The following is an 18,988-nucleotide window of genomic DNA, read 5'->3' as shown; positions in this document are numbered from 1 at the left end:
CGGGGCGAGTGCGAGCCGGAAGCGATGTCAGGGACTGAACAGAATCTTCCCGGTGGCGTTCAGCTGATCGACGAGGTCGTTCCACGCCACGGTGACCGGGACGAAGTCGCCCAGCGCGTGAATCACCGGCACATAGAGGTGCAGGCCCTCGTCGAGGGCGATCCACTGCTGCAGGGTGTCAGCGGGGACGGGCGCATCCTGCAGGCGTCCGGTGGGGTCGGCGGCCGGGGCCAGCGCGGCGAGCGTCTGCCTCGCGGCGGCCGGATCGGTGAAGATGTCGTCCAGGGACAGCTGCCGTCCGGCACCGGCCTCCACCACCACCGTGTCGACGGTCTGCACCGGATACGCAGCCCCCTCGACCGCGCCGACGGTGATCATGGCACCGGACAGCGTGGTCTTGGCGATCACCACGCGGGAGGCCTCCTCGGGCATCAGCTCGCCGTTGGTGATCGTCACCGCCTGGTCGGCGTCCTTGGCGTCCGCGATCAGGCGGTCCGCATCGTTCTCCATCGCCGTGTTGAAGGCGTCCCGGACCCTCGGTTCCCCGGAAACCAGTCGCGGGATCTTGATGTTCCAGTCCGAGCCGTTGCGGGCGTCGCCGGCGCGTCCGGCGAAACCGGAGCCGAATCCGTCGGTCGACGGCGCCACCGCCACCGAGGTGGTGGTGACCGAGGGCTGGCTGGTGGTTGCGACGGTCACCGTCGTGGAGGGGCTCGCGCTGGTCGACGGCCCCGTCGAGTCCGTGGAGCCGCATCCGGCCAGTACCGCCGTCGTCGCGCCGATGGCGACCAGGAGTGCTGGCGTGCGCGGACGACCGTTCATCCTCCGAGTTTAGAGCTCGCGGCGGCCTCCGCGGCGCATGCGGGCGATCCTCAGTCGGGAGGGGAGAGGTGCCGGCGGGCGTGGGCGACGAGATCGTCGAGTGGGGCGACGGTCCGCAGGCTGCGCGAGGTGATGATTCCGCCCTCGATTCCGCTCACCAGCACCCGCGCGGTGGAGCGGGCTTCGCTGTCCGGAACTCCGGAAGCGGCGAGGGCGGCGGCGATCCGGTCGGTGAAATCGGCAAAGGCGCGGGCGGCCGCCGCTCCGGCGGCGGGATACTCCTGAGCGGCTTGGGCCGCGGCCGCCAGCGGGCAACCGAGACGGTAGTCGCTGTCGATCAGCGCCCGCTTCCACGATTCCACCCAGGCTGCGAGCGCCTCGATCGGCGGCGACTCCGCCAGGAGCACGTCGAGCTGACCGCCGATGTGCCGCCCGGCCTGCGTCGCGGCCACCTCCAGCAGCTCGGCTTTGCCGCTGGGGAAGTGCTGGTACATCGATCGGCGGGCGACCTTGCTGTCGCCGAGGAGTTCAGTCATCCCGAAACCGTCGGCGCCCCGGCTGCGCAGCAGGGTGATCGCGGAGAGGACCAACCGGTCGCGCACGCCGGTGCCGGTCGTCTCCGTGCCGCCGACGGCGGCCTCGCTCCGAATCTCCACGTGCCCAGTCTAGCGAAGTAGACCGATCGTTCTGTAGCGTCTGCGCCATGAGTCATGTATTCGACGAAGCGATCACGGTCTCGGTGGGCGACGACGGCGTCTTCCACGCGACCACTCACCCGGCCTACTCCAACATGGTCGGGCCCTTTGGCGGCATCACCGCCGCCACCATCGTCCATGCGATCCAACAGCACCCCGACGTGCTCGGCGAACCGCTGGCGTTCACCGTCAACTACGCGGCGCCGATCGCCGACGGCGACTGGGAACTGCACGCTCGGATCGTGCGGACCAACCGGACCAATCAGCACTGGATCTTCCACATCGAGCAGAACGACTCGACGGTCTCCACCGGCAGTGCCGTCTTCGGTCTGCACCGCCCGACGTGGGGCAGCACCGAGCCGCAGCCGCCGACGGCTCCCGCCGTGGAAACCGTTGAGCCGGTGGAGTTCCCGGAGTTCATCGCCTGGGCCGGAAACTACGACAAGAGGTTCGTCGTCGGTGGTCTCGACGGCAGTGCGAGCGAGGACTCCACGTCGACGCTGTGGATCCGCGACCGCCCCGAACGTGCGCTCGACTACCCGGCGCTGATGTCGATCACCGACTCGTTCTACCCGCGCGTCTTCCTGCGGCACGGGACCTACATGGCGGCCGGCACCATCAGCCTGACCACCTACTTCCACGCGACGCCGGACGAGCTGGCCGCACAGGGCGTCGATCACCTCCTCGCCACCGCGCGGGCGGCCCGCTTCGGCAACGGGCACTTCGATCAGGACGGCCAGATCTGGTCCGGCGACGGCCCGGATGCGGTGCTGCTGGCCACGACGCATCAGCTGGTGTACTTCAAAGACCCGCAGTAGCAACGATTCACGGGAGCGCCCAGGGTCTTTGTGCCCGGGAGACAAAGATCCGCCGATAGTTCGTGTCTGCGGGCCGTTTCGCCGTCCCCGCCCACCTCATAGTGTCAGGAGTCACATCCGGAAACGAAAGGTGACGACGGTGACACAGGGCACGTACTTCGCGTGGGAGCTGGCTTCCCGGGGCGACGCACCGTGCGTCCGCGACGACCGGCTGGAACTGAGCTACGCGCAGTTCGCCGAGCGCGTCGACGCGGTCGCCGAACAGCTCGCCGGCATGGGCGTCGGCCCGGGCGACATGGTCTCCACGGTCCTGCCGAACCGTGCCGAACTGCTCATCACCCTGATGGCGGCGTGGCGGCTGCGAGCGGTGGCCACACCGGTCAACCCCGGCTTCACCGACACCGAGGCCGAGTACCAACTGGCCGACTCCGGCGCAAAGGTGGTCGTCGGACGGGCGCCGATCGGCGACCCGGCCCGCACCTTCCTCGACGTCGACGACCTGGCCACCGCACCCACCGCGCAGTGGGTGCCGCCGGCGCCGCCGACCGAAGCCGACGACGCCCTGCTGATCTACACCTCGGGCTCCACCGGCCGCCCCAAGGGTGTCCGCCTCGGGCACGACAACCTGCACTTCTTCGGCCGCAGTGCCGCCGAGCACTTTCAGTACGGCCCGGACACCCATGCGCTGCTGATCCTGCCGCTGTTCCACGTCAACGCCATCTGCGTCAGTTGCCTCACCCCGATGATGGCGGGCGGTCAGGTCAGCATCACCGGCCAGTTCTCGGTCAGCCGCTTCTTCGACGACGTCGCCCGGCTGCGTCCCACCTTCTTCTCCGCAGTCCCCACCATCTACGCGCTGCTGGTCTCCCAGAACGAGGACATCCCGCCGGGGGCACTGGACTCACTGCGGTTCGCGATCTGCGGGGCGGCCCCGATCTCCCGCGAACTCCTGGAGAAGACCGAACAGACCTTCGGCGTCCCCATCGTCGAGGGCTACGGCCTCACCGAAGCCACCTGCGCCTCGGCCTGCAACCCGGTCGACGGCGTGCGCAAACTCGGCACCGTCGGCCCGGCCCTGCCCGGCCAGTCCATTCGCATCGTCGACCTGGACGGCAACGAGGTGCCCGCCGGCGAACGCGGGGAGGTGCTGATCTCCGGGCCGGCCGTGATGCGCGGCTACCTCAACCGGCCCGAGGCCACCGCCGAGACGATCGTCGACGGCTGGCTGCGCACCGGCGACGTCGGGATCCTCGACGAGGACGGCTATCTGCGGATCGTCGACCGGATCAAGGACATGATCATCCGCGGCGGCGAGAACATCTATCCCAAGGAGATCGAGACCGCGCTGGCGGCCAACCCGGCCGTCCTGGAATGCGCGGTGGTCGGGGCACCCGACCAGCTCCTGGGGGAGGTGCCCGTCGCCTTCGTGGTCCGCTACCCGGATACCGACCTCACCGCAGACGAGCTCACCGTGTTCGTCCAGCCCCACCTCACGAAGGTGAAGCGGCCCAGTGAGATTCACATCGTCGACGCCCTGCCGCGCAACCCCGTCGGCAAGATCGACAAGCCGGGCCTGCGGCGCCGGACCGCCGACGAACGGGCGCAGCCGGCCGGGGCGGCCCGCACCTGAGCTCGCGCCCCGACGGCGCCCGCACCCACCACACCGCAAGTCGAGAACCACTCGGCGCGCTGCCCCCTGCCCGAAGACGCCCTACCCGCAACCCCGCGATACCCGAAACCCCGACATACCAAACAAGGAGCAAGACAATGGGATTCAAAGAAGGGGACTTCCCGCCGGTGGACCCGGCGACGTTCCGCGATCAACCGTTGCAGACCAGAGTCCGCCAGCTGGCGACCCACTGGGTCGACTACGGCTTCGGCACGCCGAAGATGGTGCACGTGATCTACCTGCTGAAGGTGGCCGTGCTGTACATCGTCGTCGGCGTCGCCCTGGCGACGGCCACCTCGGGTCTGAGCCCGCTGCAAATCAGCGAGTGGTGGAACCAGCCGATCGTCTACCAGAAGCTGATCCTGTGGACCATGCTCCTCGAAGCGGTCGGCGTGGCCGGCTCGTGGGGGCCGCTGGCCGGCAAGTTCAAGCCGATGACCGGCGGCCTCCTGTTCTGGCTGCGGCCGCAGACCATCCGTCTCCCACCCTGGCCGGACACCGTGCCCGGCACCAAGGGCGACTCGCGCACCGTGTTCGACGTGGTGCTGTACGCCGCGATCCTGGTCAACCTCCTGGTGGCGGTCGGCCTGCCCGGCAAGGAGTCGGCATCGTTCACCGCGGCGATGGCCGACTCCCCCTTGGGAATCGACCCGTCGCACGGTCTGGTGAACCCGGCCGTCCTGTACTCGCTGCTGGTGTTCATGGTGGTGATGGGATTGCGCGACAAGGTGATCTTCCTGGCCGCACGCTCGGAGCAGTACCTGCCCGCGATCATCTTCTTCGCCTTCCTGCCGTTCATCGACATGATCGTGGCGCTGAAATTGCTGATCGTGGTCGTCTGGATGGGGGCGGGCATCTCCAAGATCGGCATGCACTTCACCAACGTGATCCCGCCGATGATCTCCAACACTCCGTGGCTGACCGTCAAGAGCCTCAAGCGCATGAACTACCGCAACTTCCCCGACGACCTGCGGCCCTCGCGCCCGGCGACCTTCCAGGGCCACGTGCTGGGCACCATCGTCGAGGTCGCGACCCCGCTGGTGCTGCTGTTCTCGGTGAACAAGTGGCTGACCCTGGCCGCGGTGATCCTGATGGTCTGCTTCCACCTGTTCATCTTCTCCACGTTCCCGCTGGCCGTGCCGCTGGAGTGGAACGTGCTGTTCGCCTTCGCTTCGGTGTTCCTGTTCCTGGGATTCCCGGCCTGGGAGGGCTTCGGCGTCGGCGCCATGAGCTCGGGCTGGCTGATCGCGGTGATCGTGATCGCGCTGCTGTTCTTCCCGGTGCTGGGCAACCTGCGCCCCGACCTGGTCTCGTTCCTGCCGTCCATGCGCCAGTACGCCGGCAACTGGGCGTCGGCGATGTGGGCCTTCACCCCGGGCGCCGAAGACAAGCTGAACGAGCACGTGGTCCGGCCGGCGCAGAACCAGATCGATCAGCTGACCCCCGACTACGGTCCCGAGGCCGCCGAGATCACGATGGAGCAGACCATCGCCTGGCGCGCCATGCACAGTCAGGGCCGAGGGCTGTACTCGCTGCTGTATCGCGAACTCGGGGACCGCATCGACGAGTACACGATCCGGGAGGCCGAGTTCGCCTGCAACTCGCTGATCGGCTTCAACTTCGGCGACGGCCACCTGCACAACTACCGTATGATCGAGGCCCTGCAGCGGCGCTGCGACTTCGCTCCCGGCGAGTTCACCGTGGTCTGGGTCGAGTCGCAGCCCATTCACAAGACGACGCAGGAGTACATGGTGATCGACGCGGCCCTGGGCGTGATCGAGCGCGGTACCTGGAACGTCGCCGACGCCGTCGCCGAGCAGCCCTGGCTGCCCAACGGCCCGATCCCGATGAACGTGACCTGGCGCAGCGACAGCGTGCCAGCGCGTGCGGGGGCCCGTCAGTCATGACGAAAGCCGTGGTGGTCGGTGGCGGACCCAACGGGCTCGCCGCCGGCCTCCAGCTCGCACGCAACGGTGTCGACGTGACGGTCCTGGAGGCCGAAGACCGGGTCGGCGGCGGTGCACGGTCGGGCGAGCTGGAGGTTCCCGGCCTGATCCACGACTACTGCTCGGCCTTCCATCCGCTCGGAGTGGGCTCGCCGTTCTGGCAGACCGTCGGACTGGACCGATACGGCCTGGAGTGGGCGTGGCCGGAGATCGACTGCACCCATCCGCTCGACGACGGCGACATCGGCGTGCTGCACCGGTCGATCACGGAGACCTCCGCGGGCCTGGGCGCCGACGGACGGCGCTGGGAGCTGGCCTTCGGCGACGTGGTCCGCAACTTCGACACGCTGGCCCCGGACCTGATGCGGCCGATCGTCAACGTGCCCCGGCATCCGATCCAGCTCGGGATGTTCGGGCCGCGGGCGCTGCTGCCGGCCACTTGGCTGGCCCGGTGGTTCCGCACCGATGCGGCGCGGGCCCTGTTCAGCGGGGTCGCGGCGCACGCCTTCACCCGGCTCGACGTCCCGCTGACCGCCGCGCTGGGCATCATGATCACCGCGAGCGGGCACCGGTTCGGCTGGCCGGTGGCCGTCGGCGGCTCGGGTGCGATCACCGCTGCGGCCGCGGCGGCGCTGGAGGATCTGGGCGGCACCATCGAGACCGGGACGAGAGTCTCCGACCGGTCGCAGATTCCCGATGCCGACTACGTGCTGCTGGATCTGTCTGCGGCACAGGTGCTTTCGCTGTACGGCGACCAGATGCCGGCGCGCATCGCCAAGGCCTACGGTCGCTACCGGATCGGGTCCTCGGCGTTCAAGGTCGACTTCGCGATCCGCGGCGACATCCCCTGGCGGAACGCCGAGTCCACCCGGGCGGGCACCGTGCATCTGGGCGGCACCGCGGCCGAGGTGGCCTACACCGAGAAGCAGCGCGCGGCCGGCGTCATGGTGGAGAACCCGTTCGTGCTGGTGGGACAGCAGTACCTGGCGGACCCGAGCCGCAGCAGCGGCGACCTCAACCCGATCTGGTCGTACGCGCACGTCCCGAAGGGCTACACCGGCGACGCCACCGAGGCCGTCATCCGCCAGATCGAGCGGTTCGCTCCCGGCTTCCGCGACCAGATCGTGGCGACCACGGCGACCGGGACCGTCGCCCTGGAGCAGTACAACGCCAACTATGCGGCGGGCGACATCATCGGCGGCGCGAACAACCGGCTGCAGACCATCCTGCGGCCGCGGCTGGCGATCGACCCGTATGCGACGGGCGTCGACGGCGTCTTCCTCTGTTCGCAGACCGCCCCACCGGGCGCGGGCATCCACGGGCTGTGCGGATTCCACGCCGCCAACTCCGCGCTGGCGTCGTCCGGAGTGCGGCCGGTATGACCGGCGGACCGCGATGAGCCGACCGGCGGGCGAAACCCTGGACCCGGAACTGCGGACGGTGGTCGAGGCCCTCGCGCGTCGGCTGCGCGACATCGAAGACCAGATGGTCGAGGACATGACGGCCCAGATGGTGGAGATCGACCACTTGGACGGCGATCCGGTGCTGGTGGACCTGTTGCGCGCCAGCGTCGAAGGCAACATCACCACCATCAACCACGTCCTGGCCAACAACATCCCGATCGCGCACCTGCAGCCCACCACGGCGGCCGTCGAATATGCGCTGCGGCTGGCTCAACGGCAGGTGCCGTCGAACTCTCTGATGCGCGCCTACCGGATGGGGGAGTTCGAGTACAACCGGCTGTGCCTCGGTTTCCTGGAAGAGCTGGCGCTCGCCGAGGGACTGGCCGTCCGGGTCGCCAAGTATGTGGCCACGGTGCTGTTCGACTACATCGACTGGATCACCCTCTACGTCTTCCAGGCCTACGAGAGCGAACGGCGACGCTGGATCGGGGCGGAGGGCAACGTGCTCTCGTCCACGGTGAATCAGTTGCTCGACGGTGACGACGAGCTCGAGGTCTTCGAAGTAGAGGCTTTCGAGACCGAGACTGGGTACCGGCTCGATCGCACCCATCTCGCGGTGATCCTGTGGTCGCACGACTCCGTCGCCGGTCTCGCCGAGATCGACAGGGCCGCAAGATCATTGGCGGTGGCTCTGCGCGCCTCTGCCGCTCCGGTCATCACCGCGACCGATCGCAGTACCGTCTGGGTGTGGATTCCGTTCGACCGCACCATGCCCCGGACGGACTCGGCTGCCGTCGCCGCGCAGGTGACCCTGCCGCCGAACCTCCGCATGGCGATCGGACTGCCCGGGGCCGGGGTGGCCGGGTTCCGGCGTTCCCATCAGCAGGCCCGCGCCGCCTACGACGTCGCGACGACGGTGCCGCGCACCGAACCGGTGGTGGTGGGATACGGGGACCGCGGCATCGCGGTGGTCTCGGTGATGGCGCGCGACCTGCCCTCCACCCGGGCGTGGATCGGCGAGGTCCTCGGTCCGCTCGCCGACGACACCCCGAACGCGCAGATCCTGCGCGCGACGCTCTCGGAGTTCCTGGCCGGCGGGGAGAGTCACGTGCGCACCGCTGAACGAATGATGTTGCACCGCAACACCGTCAAGTACCGGATCGGGAAGGCGATGGACTCGCTCCCGGAGCGTCACGATCGCATGGATCTGGCGCTGGCGCTGACCGTGTGCGAGTACCTGGGCGCGGCCGTGCTGCGCGAGCGGGCCTGAGACCACCGAGCAGCGACCGGATCAGGCGAGGCGCGTGATGCGGACGGTGACGTCCAGGTCCGAGCCCTCACCGCCGGTGTAGATGCCCTTCACCGGAGGGATGTCGCTGTAGTCGCGGCCGGTGCCGATCAGGATGTGGTGGTCGTCGACCGGCTTGTCGTTGGTCGGGTCCATGCCCCACCAGGCGCCGGTCCACGCTTCGATCCACGCGTGGGATTCACCCTCGACGGTCTGCCCGACCTCCGCCGCCGCCTGCGGGTGCAGATAGCCCGACACGTAACGTGCCGGAATCCCCAGCGCCCGCAGCATCGCGAGGGTGATGTGCGCGTAGTCCTGGCACACGCCGGACCGCTTGGTCCAGGCGTCGGCGGCGGTCGTGTGCACTTCGGTGGTGCCGGGCAGGTACCGCATCTCGTCGTGCACCGCCGCGACGACGGCCTCGACCGCCTCCGCGGGCGACAGATCCCCGGCCGCCTCCCGGGCGAACGCCACCAGCTCCTCGGTGTGCGGGGTGTAGGCGGTGGCGCCGAGCATCTCGTCGAACTCGTCGACCACCTCCGGCGAGCGCAGGCGCTCCCAGGTGGTGCCGATCGTGTCCGGGTGGCGCGTCTCGGTCTCGGTTTCCACCACCGCGGTGCTGACGATCTCCAGGCGATCGTGCGCCACGTGCAGATCGAAGACCACCACCTGCGTGCCCCAATAGTCGTTGTAGCGGTAGTGGCGTGCCACCGGGACGGTGTCGACGTGCTCCACGATCACCGTCTGCCGCCCGTCGCTGCGCGGGGTCAGGCGGGCCTCGTTGTACGACGAGGTGACCGGAGTGGAGTAGGTGAAGCCGGTGGTGTGCACCACGCGCATGCGGGCGGTCATCGGAGTCCCTCTCCGTCGGGGCCGCTCGCGAGACCGGCATCGGTCCACGACACGTACGGCGCGATGTGGAAGTGCTCTTCGGCGATCGACTCGCTCACCGCCCGACACGTCTCCTGCAGGGTCAACAGATACTCCGGGAGGTCACGCATCAGTGCGACCGGGTCGATGAACTCCAGGTCGCTGCGGGCCCGGCCGAGGAGGGTCAGGGCCCGCGACTGCACGCCCACCCGGTCGGGGCGCTGGTCCAGCACGGCGAGATTGTGCTCGGCCACGCGTAGCGCGTGGAAGATCGACCGCGGGAAGAGCCGGTCGATCATCATGAACTCGACCACCTTCTCGGCCTCCACCGCACCGCGGTAGGCGCGGATGTACGTGTCCTGCGCGCCGGCGGCGATCAGCACGCTCATCCACGACGGCGAACTCGCACGATCACCGGACAGCAGCATCCGGACGATCATGTCCACCCGCTCGATGGAGCGGCCCACCAGCAGGTAGCTGTAACCGTCGTCGTGGCTGAGGGTGGCATCGGCCAGGCCCGCGAACATCGCGGCCCGGCCCTTGATGTGGGTGAGGAAATCGTGCGGACCCAGCCGGCGGGAGCGGCGCTCCGCCTCGGCCAGTCCCATGTAGGTCGCGTTCAGACACTCCCACATTTCGCTGGAGATCACTTCCCTTGCGCCGCGGGCGTTCTCGCGCGCCGCCTGGAGCAGCCCGACGATGGAGCCGGGGACCGAACGGTCGTAGGCGACGCGGTCGGCCAGGCTCCAGACGCTCTTGGCGCCTGGGCCCGGCTCGAAGCCCAGCACCGTCAGCACGTGGCCGACCATGAGGTCGGTGTCGACGGTGGGATCCTCCAGCAGTTGCTGGACGGCGACGTCGAGGATGCGGGCCATGTCGTCGGCCCGCTCCACGTACCGCCCGATCCAGAACAGTGAGTCGGCGTTGCGCGCGAGCATCATCGGTCGGTTCCTTCCCGGATCGCACACGTGCCGACGGGACGTTTCCCGGTGTCCGGGCGGCGACGCGCCTGCTGTTGCTGCTGTTGCTGTTGCTGCTGCTGTTGCTGCTGGTCGGTGCCGGGGCCGGCCGACGGCTCCATCGGCAGCACCGTGACCGGCGGGATGTCGGCGTCGAGCAGGTCGATGCCGGGGGCTTCGGGCTCCTCGCCCGAACCGCGGGTGGCCAGCACCCAGGTGTCCTTGGAGCCGCCGCCCTGCGAGGAGTTCACCACCAGCGAACCCTCGGTGAGGGCCACGCGGGTGAGCCCGCCCGGCAGCACCCAGATCGATTCACCGTCGTTGACCGCGAACGGCCGCAGGTCGACGTGCCGGGGCTTGAGGGCCGAGTCGATCAGAGTCGGATTGGTCGACAGCGCGATCACCGGCTGGGCGATCCAGCCCCGCGGATTGGCGCGGATCTTGGCGGCCATCTCGTCCAGCTCCGCCCGCGTGGAGTCGGGCCCGAAGACGATCCCGTAGCCGCCGCTGCCCTCCACCGGTTTGATCACCAGTTCGTCGATCCGCCGGATCACCTCGGCGCACTCGTCGGGCAGCCAGCAGCGCAGGGTCTCGACGTTGTCGATCTTCGGTTCCTCGCCCAGGTAGTAGCGGATGATCTCCGGGACGTAGGTGTAGACCAGCTTGTCGTCGGCGACGCCGTTGCCGATCGCGCTGGAGATCACCACGTTTCCGGCGCGGGCGGCGTTGACCAGCCCGGCCACGCCCAGCACCGAATCGGGCCGGAACTGGAGCGGGTCCAGGTATTCGTCGTCGATCCGCCGGTAGATCACGTCCACGCGCGTCTCGCCGTCGGTGGTGCGCATGTAGACCACGTTGTCCCGGCAGAACAGATCGCGCCCCTCCACCAGTTCCACGCCCATCTGCCGGGCCAGCAGCGAATGCTCGAAGTAGGCCGAGTTGGCCACCCCCGGGGTCAGCACCACCACGGTGGGAGACGCCACGTTCGACGGCGCCGACCGTTGCAGCGCCGACAGCAGGTGACCCGGATACTCGCGCACCGCCCGGACGCGGTGCGCGGCGAACAGGTCGGGGAAGACCCGGGCCATGGTGCGCCGGTTCTCCATCACGTACGACACCCCGGACGGGGACCGGACGTTGTCCTCCAGCACGCGGAGGTCGCCGTGGGCGTCCCGGATCAGATCGATGCCCGCGACGTGGATCCGCACCCCGTTGGGCGGCCGGATTCCCTTGGCCTGCCGGTGAAAGTGCTCGCACGAGTTGATCAGCCGGTGCGGAATCACGCCGTCGGTGAGGATCGCCTGCTCGCCGTAGACGTCGTCGAGGAACAGCTCGAGCGCCCGTACCCGCTGCGCGATGCCGGCTTCCAGCCGCGTCCACTCGCCCGCACCGATCACCCGCGGCAGCGGGTCGAGGGGGAAGGGGCGTTCCTGGCCCGAATGGGAGAAGGTGATCCCCTGGTCGATGAAGGCCCGGTCCAGGGCCTCCAGCCGTGCGCTGAGATTCGCCGGCTCGATCTCGGAGATGGCCGTGGCGATGCCGCGGTACGGCGGCCGCACCGACCCGTCCGGGCGGAACATCTCGTCGACGGCGTCCTGGTGGAACCCGTCGTCGTAATGCCGAAAGGAGTCGGCGCCGGTCGGGGAGGGTGACGGGGTCACGGGCGACGGGTTCATAGAGGAATGGTGCCTTATGCCCGGGCTCGCTGCAGGGTTGGCGATCAAGTCGCGACACCGGACCACTCCCTGCTCCGGGGACCCCGGCGCCACCGGTAAGTTCATCGCCATGACCGTGCGTGGCGACGATCGCGCTGCGGCGAACGAGAGGGTGAACGGATGCTGATGAGGCGCGGTGGACGACGGGCTGCGGGTGTGCTGGTCTCGGGAGGCGCGATGCTCGCGCTCGCCGGTTGCGGTGGGGACGGCGAGGGGTCCGCGCCGGACGCAGCGGAATCGGCCGACCCGTCGAAGGTGCAGTCCCTGGTGCTGCCCGCGGACGACTTCCCGGCGGGATTCGAGGTCCAGGAGATCCCGGCCGACCAGCTCCAGTCGATGACCGACCAGATCCTGGAGGAGACGAAGAACGCGGAGATCACGCCCGCGTCATGCGTGCAGCTCGGGCTGATGCCCGAGCACGTCGACACGAGCGACGTGGGGCTGGCGGTGGCGACCTCGGGCACCACCAACCTCGGCACCGCCGTCACGACCACGTCCCCGAGCATGGCCGATCAGCGCGCCGCGCTCTCCGGCAAGTGCGCGCACTTGACCGTGAAGATGACCTCCGGGGCCGCAGCCGGCGCCGAGGGCACCGTCGATCAGAAGGAGGTGCCGGCTCCCGCGAGCCGGGCCGACGAGGCCCTCGCCGTGGAGCAGGAGTCCACGTCCACGGTCTCGGGGACCACCACCGAGACCAAGAGCCTGCTGGGTTTCGCGACGGTGAACGGCTACACCGTCACCGTGCAGTACACGTCGCTGAACGCAGGGGACCTGGACAGGGCCGTGTTCGACGAGTTCTTCGTCAGCGCCGTCGATCACGTGGCCGACGCCACCTCCTGACGATGCGGACCGGCCCGCACCTGAGGAGGTGCGGGCCGGTTGCTCGTGCTCGGTCGGCTCAGATGACGCCCAGGGCGAGCATGGCGTCGGCGACCCGGACGAAGCCGGCGACGTTGGCGCCCACCAGGTAGTTGCCCGGCGCGTTGTACTTGTCCGCGGTGTCCAGGCAGTTGTCGTGCAGGGCGCTCATGATGTAGCGCAGGCGCTCCTCGGTGTGCTCGAAGCTCCACGAGTCGCGCGAGGCGTTCTGCTGCATCTCCAGGGCGCTGGTGGCGACGCCGCCGGCGTTGGCGGCCTTGCCCGGGGCGAACCCGATGCCGGCGCTGTGTAGGATCTTGATGGCGTCCGGCGTGGTGGGCATGTTGGCGCCCTCGGCCACCGCCAGGCAGCCGTTGCGGACCAGAGCGGCCGCATCCTCGGCGTCGAGCTCGTTCTGGGTGGCGCAGGGCAGTGCGATGTCGGCGGGGACGTGCCAGAGGCTGCCCTCGGTGCCCAGGGTGGCACCGTTGCCGCGCAGATCCACGTACTCGCTGAGGCGGCCGCGGCGCACCTGCTTGACCTCTTTGAGGATCTCGAGGTCGATGCCCTTCTCGTCGACCACGTACCCCGAGGAGTCCGAACAGGCGATCACGGTGCCGCCGAGCTGGTTGATCTTCTCGATGGCGTAGGTCGCGACATTGCCCGAACCGGACACCAGGACCTTCTTGCCGGCGAAGTCCTGGCCCTTGGCCTTGAGCATGTCCGAGGCGAAGAACACCGTGCCGTAGCCGGTGGCCTCCGGGCGGACCTGCGATCCGCCCCAGGTGAGGCCCTTGCCGGTGAGGACGCCGGACTCGTAGCGGTTGGTGATGCGCTTGTACTGGCCGAACAGGTAGCCGATCTCGCGGCCGCCGACGCCGATGTCACCGGCGGGCACGTCGGTGTACTCGCCGATGTGGCGGTACAGCTCGGTCATGAACGACTGGCAGAAGCGCATGATCTCCAGGTCCGACCGGCCCTTGGGGTCGAAGTCGGAGCCGCCCTTGCCGCCGCCGATCGGCAGGCTGGTGAGCGCGTTCTTGAAGATCTGCTCGAAGCCCAGGAACTTCACGATGGAGAGGTTCACCGAGGGGTGGAAACGGAGTCCGCCCTTGTACGGGCCGAGGGCCGAGTTGAACTCGACGCGGAAGCCGCGGTTGATCTGCACCTTGCCGGAGTCGTCGATCCACGGCACGCGGAAGATGATCTGCCGTTCCGGCTCACACATCCGGGTCAGCACGTCCAGGTACTCGGGGTGCCGGTCGATGACCGGGGCCAGCGACTCGAAAACTTCCCGCACGGCCTGATGGAACTCGGGTTCACCCGGGTTCCGCCGGATCACCACGTCGTAGACGTCCTCGAGGGGACCACCCAATTCGCTCACGCTTCAGCTTCTCCTTTGCTGCGACTCTGCAGCCGTCGTCACCCGGCGCGAGCCGGGCACTTCCGCTAGGACTCTATCGACGCAAATGCGGTGAACGACAATCGGACCCTGCGGCCGCGCCGAATGCGGCGGTTGCCCGAATCAGCGTCCGGCCAGCTCAGGGAACCGTTCGACCGGTGCGGGACGGCGCGTGACGCCGAGCTGCGCGGCCACCACGGCGGAGATCACACCGACCACCGCGAGCGCGATCGCGGGCGCCCAGAAATCGCGGGGGCCGGCACCGGCGACCGGGTCGATGGCGGCCAGAACGCCCAGGACGACGGCGCCGATCAGCGTGATCGCGGCCACCAGACCCAGGCGCAGCGTCCAGCTGTTGGCGCGGCGGTACACGTCGTCGCCGATGAAGCCGACGGGACGTTCCCCGGTGTACTCCATCCGCCATACATGCAGGTCGCCGACCGCGCCGGCGTGCTCCCAGCCGCGGTCTTCGCGGAAGGTGTAGTAGTCGCTCGGGGCAGGCTGTGCGCGGTGGTCCAGCACGTAGCGGACCTGCGCGGGAGCGCTCTCGGTGAACCGCATGCGCAGCGGGCTCAGGGCGCTGACGTGTTCCACATGCCGGCCGCGGGCGGCCTGCCGCTCCAGGTAGCGCTCCAGCGAGGCGGGGGAGAGGTGGCGCACGGGCACCAGCCAGGCAGTCGTAGTCATGGGGACCTCCTGATCCGAACCGGGACGATTGCTCTGCCTCCACCTTGCGAGCGGAGACCAGGCGAATGCAAGAAGTATGAGACGGAACGTAACCAACGTCTCAGTGCGTTTGTGCTGGGAATATGCGCATCCGGCGGGCCGATGCGGCCGGCCCCGCCTCCGGGAAACGGAAGGCGGGGCCGGCGGCGCGATCAGCGGTCAGGACGAGGGCACCGCCGTCGACGGCGTGGGCTCGGCGGCCGGAGACTGCGTCGCCTCCGGGGTCGGCGCCTCGCTGGTCGGCTCCGGAGTCTCGGTGGTGGTCACCGGGGCCTCCGTCGTGGTGGTCGTCGGCGTCGTGGTGCTCGACGTGACGGTGACCAGGGTCTGCCAGTCGGCCTGGACCACCTCGATCGGTGTGCTCCGGCCGATCGGTGTGATCTTCCAGACCCGGTCGCTGTCGGCGGCGACGGTCGCGTTGACGCGGGCCTGCAGCAGGTCGTTCCGCTCGAAGGTCAGCGTGCAGTCGCTGTTCGTGGCGGCGACGGTGGCCGATTCGAACGTGGTCGGCAGGGTGCAGGTGACCGTACGGCCGTCGCCCTCCCGGTAGATCAGCGTGCCGATGGCGTCACCGGTGCCGCGGAACTGCGTCGGCTCGACGGCGGCGGCGCTCGACGACGCAGCGGCCGAGGTGCTGTCCGCCGGTGCATCCGGGGCCGGTGCTCCGGGCTGATCGGCGGCCTCGGTGCCGTCGGGCGCGGCGTCGGGCTGGTTGTCGTTCTGAACGGCCCGCTGCACGACGGCTTCTGCGGGCTCGGTCGAACCGGCTGCTGCCAGCCCCTGCTCGCGCGCGGCCTCGTCCGAGTCGAAGGTCGGTGCGACGTTCTCCGCGAAGGCGCGCTCGAAGAAGTTCGGCGTGTCCGCGGGCGGCTGGTCGGGCAGTTCCAGGTTCCCGCCGGCCGGCTGCTCGACGATCTGCTGACTGGTCAGGTCGATGAGCTGCAGGACCGGGTCGGGTGCCGGTGCGGGCGGCGCCTCGTTCACGATCGTGTTGTTGGTGACGTACGTGTTGTTGTAGGTCACGCGGTAGGTGTTGTTCACCGTGTAGCCCGGCCACCGTTCGCCGATGATCCGATAGCCGCCCACCGGGGCGGCGGCCGGGGGCCGCAGCGGGTTGCCGCACGCGCAGACGGCGCGGGGCACGCCGGCGGCGTCGACGTAGACGGGAGTACCCGACTGCAGCACCGCCTGGTAGGCGACGGCGTTGCCGCTGCGGTACGAGTAGTTGGTCACCCAGGTGTCCGCGGTCAGCACGACGGGAGTCAGCGAGTTCAGGTACCACGGGATGTCGCTGGTGCGGATGCCCTGCACGGCGGCCCAGGCGCGCGCGGCGCCGGGATTCGAGGCGAGCTGGTTGCCGAGCGCAGCGGTGTCGCAGGAGGCCGTGCCGGTGGTGGCGTACAGGCCGGGTTCGGTGCCGTTGACCACGCGGACGCCGTTGTCCTGCGCGGTGTTCACCCGGGTCGGGGCCGGCTGGGTCTTGTTCACCAGGGCCACCGAGTCGGTGAACGGGTCCGGGCCGGGGTCGGTGGCCGACCGTAGCGCCAGGCCCGGGATCAGCGTCTTGCCGGTCTTGTTGAAGTAGACCTGGTTCACCGCGAACGCCAGCACCAGGGCGAGGACCACCACGACCGACGCGAGGATGATGGTGAGACGACGACGGCTCCGCTTCTGGACCTGCGCCAGTGCGACGGTGGCGGGGTCGTTGGGGCCGCCCGGCGGCGGATAGCCGGGTCCGGGACCGCCCATCGGTGGGTACGTCATGAATAGCTCCTCGCGAAGGGTCGACGGGTCGCCGGCGTGTAGACGGCGGCGTACAGGTCATATCGCGAGGACACGGGCAGAAGTAACGGCTGAAGCCGAGATTCCTTCGTTTGGTCGACGGCCAGGTGGGGCGGCGTGCAGCCCACTAGTCTGCCAACCATGAGCGTCGGCGAGACCCTGGTCACTGCGAGCGCGATCGTGGCCGGCGACCGCGTGTTGCGGCCGGGCTGGATGCGGATCGCGCAGGGCCGCATCGTGGCACTCGGGGCGGGGGAGGCCCCCGCGCACGACGGTCCGCTGCTCGAGTTCGACGACGAGACGGTGGTACCCGGCTTCGTCGACTTGCACGTGCACGGCGGCGGCGGCGCCTCGTACACCGGCGGTCTGGCCGAGGAGGTGGCGACGGCCTCGGCCTTCCACCGCGAACACGGGACCACCACCACCATCACCAGCACGGTCAGTGCCCCGCCGGAGGAACTCCTCGACATCGTCGGCCGGCTCGCGACGCTGGTGGAGGCCGGTGTCAGCGCGGGTATCCACCTGGAGGGGCCGTGGATCAGCCACCAGCGGTGCGGCGCGCACGACCCGCACGCCCTGCGCAGCCCGGACCCCGACGAGGTGGCGCGCGTGCTGGAGGCGGGCCGCGGGACCATCGCCATGGTGACCCTTGCGCCGGAACTGCCGGGCGGCATGGAGGCGGTGAGCCGTTTCGCCGAGGCCGGGGTGCTGGTGGCCGTCGGCCACACCGACGCCACCTACGACCAGGCGCGGGAGGCCATCGACCGCGGTGCCCGCGTCGCCACGCATCTGTTCAACGCGATGACGCCTCTCGGGCATCGCGAGCCGGGACCGGTGCTGGCGCTGCTCGAAGACCCGCGCGTGCTGATCGAACTGATCGGCGACGGCGTCCACCTGCACCCGGCGCTGGTGCACGAACTGCAAGTGTCCACCGGCTTCGACCGGATCGCCCTGGTGACCGATGCGATGGCCGCGGCAGGCATGGACGACGGTCCGTACCGGCTCGGTTCGCTGGACGTCGACGTGGTGGACGGCGTCGCCCGGCTCCGTGAGGGCGGGGCCATCGCGGGCAGCACCGCGACCATGGAACTGCTGTGTCACCGCGCCGCGGACAGCTTGCGCGGCCCCGACGGCGTCGTCGCCGACGATGCCCTGGTGGGAGTGGCCCAGATGACGGCGGGCAACCAGGCCCGCGTGCTCGGACGCACGGACGTCGGCGTCCTGGAGGTGGGCCGGCGCGCGGATTTCGTGGCGCTCGACGCCGACTTCCGGGTCGCCTACGTGCACTGCGAACGGTGAGCCCGTCGGCGCCCACGGGCACCCGATCCGGGGTCGCTACTGCACAAATGAGGCGCAGCGGGTCACAATAGGGCAGGTCGAACGACGACCACGACACCGCGCATGCCGGAGAGGGGCAGACATGAGTGCAGCCAAGAAGATGATCAAGAGGCTCGAGAAAGAGGTTCGTCGACTCTCGGATGAGGTTGTGGCCCTTCGTGATTCGCTGACCGGCCGGTCGCCCAAGGAGAAGGAACAGCCGTCCGTCGCCGCCAAGCCCGCCGCCGCTGCGAAGCCTGCTGCGAAGCCTGCCGCTGCCAAGCCTGCTGCGGCCAAGCCTGCTGCGGCAAAGCCCGCTGCATCGAAGCCGGCCGCGAAGCCCGCGACCTCCAAGCCCGCCGCTGCGAAGCCGGCGGCCGCCAAGAAGCCGGCTGCCGCGAAGCCCGCCCCGAAGACTGCCGCCCCGAAGACTGCCGCCCCGAAGTCAGAGGCCCCGAAGACCGCGGCGCTCACCGGCACCCCCGCGAAGCCGGCGATCGACAAGGCGGAAGACAAGAAGGCCATCGATAAGCCTGCCGCCGCCAAGCCTGCCGCTGCGAAGCCTGCCGCCGCGAAGCCTGCCGCTGCCAAGGCGGCCAAGCCCGCTGCCGCGAAGAGCAAGACCGTTGCCGAGCTCCGTGCGGAGGCGAAGGCCAAGGGGGTCAAGGGTTACTCGACGATGAAGAAGGCCGAACTGCTCGCGGCCCTGTCCTGAGCC

The 18,988-nt window shown here is 69.4% G+C and carries 16 protein-coding genes; 8 read left to right on the top strand and 8 right to left on the bottom strand.

The genetic code is table 11. From position 1 onward, the window contains the following. Positions 1 to 27 precede the first annotated feature (27 nt). Positions 28 to 822, bottom strand: a complete 795-nt coding sequence (locus ABD732_RS01220; protein WP_344779754.1) for a hypothetical protein — start codon at positions 820 to 822, stop codon at positions 28 to 30. 50 nt (positions 823 to 872) lie between these two features. Further along, complete coding sequence (locus ABD732_RS01215) at positions 873 to 1,478, bottom strand: TetR/AcrR family transcriptional regulator (RefSeq protein ID WP_344779752.1); 606 nt, start codon at positions 1,476 to 1,478, stop codon at positions 873 to 875. A gap of 47 nt (positions 1,479 to 1,525) precedes the next feature. Between ABD732_RS01215 and ABD732_RS01210 the strand changes: the two genes are divergently transcribed. The 5 genes from ABD732_RS01210 (at position 1,526) to ABD732_RS01190 (ending at position 8,623) form a co-directional block, all read left to right on the top strand. Next, entirely contained in the window at positions 1,526 to 2,335 is an 810-nt protein-coding gene (locus ABD732_RS01210; protein ID WP_344779750.1) for a thioesterase family protein, read from the top strand. A 139-nt stretch (positions 2,336 to 2,474) separates the two neighbouring features. After that, positions 2,475 to 3,965 (top strand): class I adenylate-forming enzyme family protein, encoded by a 1,491-nt coding sequence (locus ABD732_RS01205; protein ID WP_344779748.1) that lies wholly within the window; start codon positions 2,475 to 2,477, stop codon positions 3,963 to 3,965. 137 nt (positions 3,966 to 4,102) lie between these two features. Then, entirely contained in the window at positions 4,103 to 5,911 is a 1,809-nt protein-coding gene (locus ABD732_RS01200; protein WP_344779746.1) for a DUF3556 domain-containing protein, read from the top strand. Beyond that, positions 5,908 to 7,332, top strand: coding sequence for a phytoene desaturase family protein (locus ABD732_RS01195; RefSeq protein WP_344779744.1), 1,425 nt, complete (start codon positions 5,908 to 5,910; stop codon positions 7,330 to 7,332). The genes ABD732_RS01200 and ABD732_RS01195 overlap by 4 nt, the downstream gene beginning before the upstream one ends. 13 nt (positions 7,333 to 7,345) lie before the next feature. After that, positions 7,346 to 8,623 carry a PucR family transcriptional regulator gene (locus tag ABD732_RS01190; protein ID WP_344779742.1) on the top strand — a complete coding sequence of 426 codons (1,278 nt, stop codon included), beginning with the start codon at positions 7,346 to 7,348 and terminating at the stop codon, positions 8,621 to 8,623. A 21-nt stretch (positions 8,624 to 8,644) separates the two neighbouring features. Here the strand turns inward: ABD732_RS01190 and ABD732_RS01185 are convergent, their stop codons facing one another. The 3 genes from ABD732_RS01185 to ABD732_RS01175 are packed head-to-tail and all read right to left on the bottom strand — an operon-like array spanning position 8,645 to position 12,050. Next, complete coding sequence (locus ABD732_RS01185; protein WP_344779740.1) at positions 8,645 to 9,493, bottom strand: transglutaminase family protein; 849 nt, start codon at positions 9,491 to 9,493, stop codon at positions 8,645 to 8,647. Continuing rightward, positions 9,490 to 10,452, bottom strand: a complete 963-nt coding sequence (locus ABD732_RS01180) for an alpha-E domain-containing protein (protein ID WP_344779738.1) — start codon at positions 10,450 to 10,452, stop codon at positions 9,490 to 9,492. The genes ABD732_RS01185 and ABD732_RS01180 overlap by 4 nt, the downstream gene beginning before the upstream one ends. Further along, the gene (locus ABD732_RS01175) at positions 10,449 to 12,050 is read right to left on the bottom strand and encodes a circularly permuted type 2 ATP-grasp protein (protein WP_344780336.1); all 1,602 of its coding nucleotides are present in this window, start codon (positions 12,048 to 12,050) and stop codon (positions 10,449 to 10,451) included. The genes ABD732_RS01180 and ABD732_RS01175 overlap by 4 nt, the downstream gene beginning before the upstream one ends. A gap of 255 nt (positions 12,051 to 12,305) precedes the next feature. On the opposite strand from ABD732_RS01175, the gene ABD732_RS01170 reads away from it, so the two are divergent. Further along, a complete protein-coding gene (locus ABD732_RS01170; RefSeq protein ID WP_344779736.1) occupies positions 12,306 to 13,025 on the top strand; it encodes a hypothetical protein in 720 nt (239 codons plus the stop codon). A gap of 58 nt (positions 13,026 to 13,083) precedes the next feature. On the opposite strand, the gene gdhA is transcribed toward ABD732_RS01170, so the two are convergent. The 3 genes from gdhA to ABD732_RS01155 all read right to left on the bottom strand — a co-directional run bounded on the left by gdhA (position 13,084) and on the right by ABD732_RS01155 (position 16,935). Then, positions 13,084 to 14,427 (bottom strand): NADP-specific glutamate dehydrogenase, encoded by a 1,344-nt coding sequence (gdhA, locus tag ABD732_RS01165; protein WP_344779734.1) that lies wholly within the window; start codon positions 14,425 to 14,427, stop codon positions 13,084 to 13,086. A 141-nt stretch (positions 14,428 to 14,568) separates the two neighbouring features. Next, positions 14,569 to 15,132 (bottom strand): DUF2812 domain-containing protein, encoded by a 564-nt coding sequence (locus ABD732_RS01160; protein WP_344779732.1) that lies wholly within the window; start codon positions 15,130 to 15,132, stop codon positions 14,569 to 14,571. A 198-nt stretch (positions 15,133 to 15,330) separates the two neighbouring features. Beyond that, positions 15,331 to 16,935 (bottom strand): DUF6777 domain-containing protein, encoded by a 1,605-nt coding sequence (locus ABD732_RS01155; RefSeq protein WP_344779730.1) that lies wholly within the window; start codon positions 16,933 to 16,935, stop codon positions 15,331 to 15,333. Positions 16,936 to 17,094: 159 nt separating this feature from the next. Between ABD732_RS01155 and ABD732_RS01150 the strand changes: the two genes are divergently transcribed. Beyond that, positions 17,095 to 18,252 carry an N-acetylglucosamine-6-phosphate deacetylase gene (locus ABD732_RS01150; protein ID WP_344779728.1) on the top strand — a complete coding sequence of 386 codons (1,158 nt, stop codon included), beginning with the start codon at positions 17,095 to 17,097 and terminating at the stop codon, positions 18,250 to 18,252. A gap of 121 nt (positions 18,253 to 18,373) precedes the next feature. Next, a complete protein-coding gene (locus tag ABD732_RS01145; protein WP_344779726.1) occupies positions 18,374 to 18,985 on the top strand; it encodes a Rho termination factor N-terminal domain-containing protein in 612 nt (203 codons plus the stop codon). Positions 18,986 to 18,988: the final 3 nt, after the last annotated feature.

It is taken from the genome of Gordonia caeni (assembly GCF_039537105.1).
Taxonomy (GTDB): Bacteria; Actinomycetota; Actinomycetes; order Mycobacteriales; family Mycobacteriaceae; genus Gordonia; species Gordonia caeni.
Note: the sequence above shows the minus strand (reverse complement) of the source record. Positions and strands in the feature narration are given on the sequence as shown.

Excerpts from the sequence above, each read along its gene's own strand:
- ABD732_RS01220 (WP_344779754.1), bottom strand. The coding sequence starts at position 822 with ATGAACGGTCGTCCGCGCACGCCAGCACTCCTGGTCGCCATCGGCGCG.
- ABD732_RS01210 (WP_344779750.1), top strand. The coding sequence starts at position 1,526 with ATGAGTCATGTATTCGACGAAGCGATCACGGTCTCGGTGGGCGACGAC.
- ABD732_RS01200 (WP_344779746.1), top strand. The coding sequence starts at position 4,103 with ATGGGATTCAAAGAAGGGGACTTCCCGCCGGTGGACCCGGCGACGTTC.
- ABD732_RS01195 (WP_344779744.1), top strand. The coding sequence starts at position 5,908 with ATGACGAAAGCCGTGGTGGTCGGTGGCGGACCCAACGGGCTCGCCGCC.
- ABD732_RS01190 (WP_344779742.1), top strand. The coding sequence starts at position 7,346 with ATGAGCCGACCGGCGGGCGAAACCCTGGACCCGGAACTGCGGACGGTG.
- ABD732_RS01185 (WP_344779740.1), bottom strand. The coding sequence starts at position 9,493 with ATGACCGCCCGCATGCGCGTGGTGCACACCACCGGCTTCACCTACTCC.
- ABD732_RS01180 (WP_344779738.1), bottom strand. The coding sequence starts at position 10,452 with ATGATGCTCGCGCGCAACGCCGACTCACTGTTCTGGATCGGGCGGTAC.
- ABD732_RS01175 (WP_344780336.1), bottom strand. The coding sequence starts at position 12,050 with ATGTTCCGCCCGGACGGGTCGGTGCGGCCGCCGTACCGCGGCATCGCC.
- ABD732_RS01170 (WP_344779736.1), top strand. The coding sequence starts at position 12,306 with ATGCTGATGAGGCGCGGTGGACGACGGGCTGCGGGTGTGCTGGTCTCG.
- ABD732_RS01160 (WP_344779732.1), bottom strand. The coding sequence starts at position 15,132 with ATGACTACGACTGCCTGGCTGGTGCCCGTGCGCCACCTCTCCCCCGCC.
- ABD732_RS01155 (WP_344779730.1), bottom strand. The coding sequence starts at position 16,935 with ATGACGTACCCACCGATGGGCGGTCCCGGACCCGGCTATCCGCCGCCG.
- ABD732_RS01150 (WP_344779728.1), top strand. The coding sequence starts at position 17,095 with ATGAGCGTCGGCGAGACCCTGGTCACTGCGAGCGCGATCGTGGCCGGC.
- ABD732_RS01145 (WP_344779726.1), top strand. The coding sequence starts at position 18,374 with ATGAGTGCAGCCAAGAAGATGATCAAGAGGCTCGAGAAAGAGGTTCGT.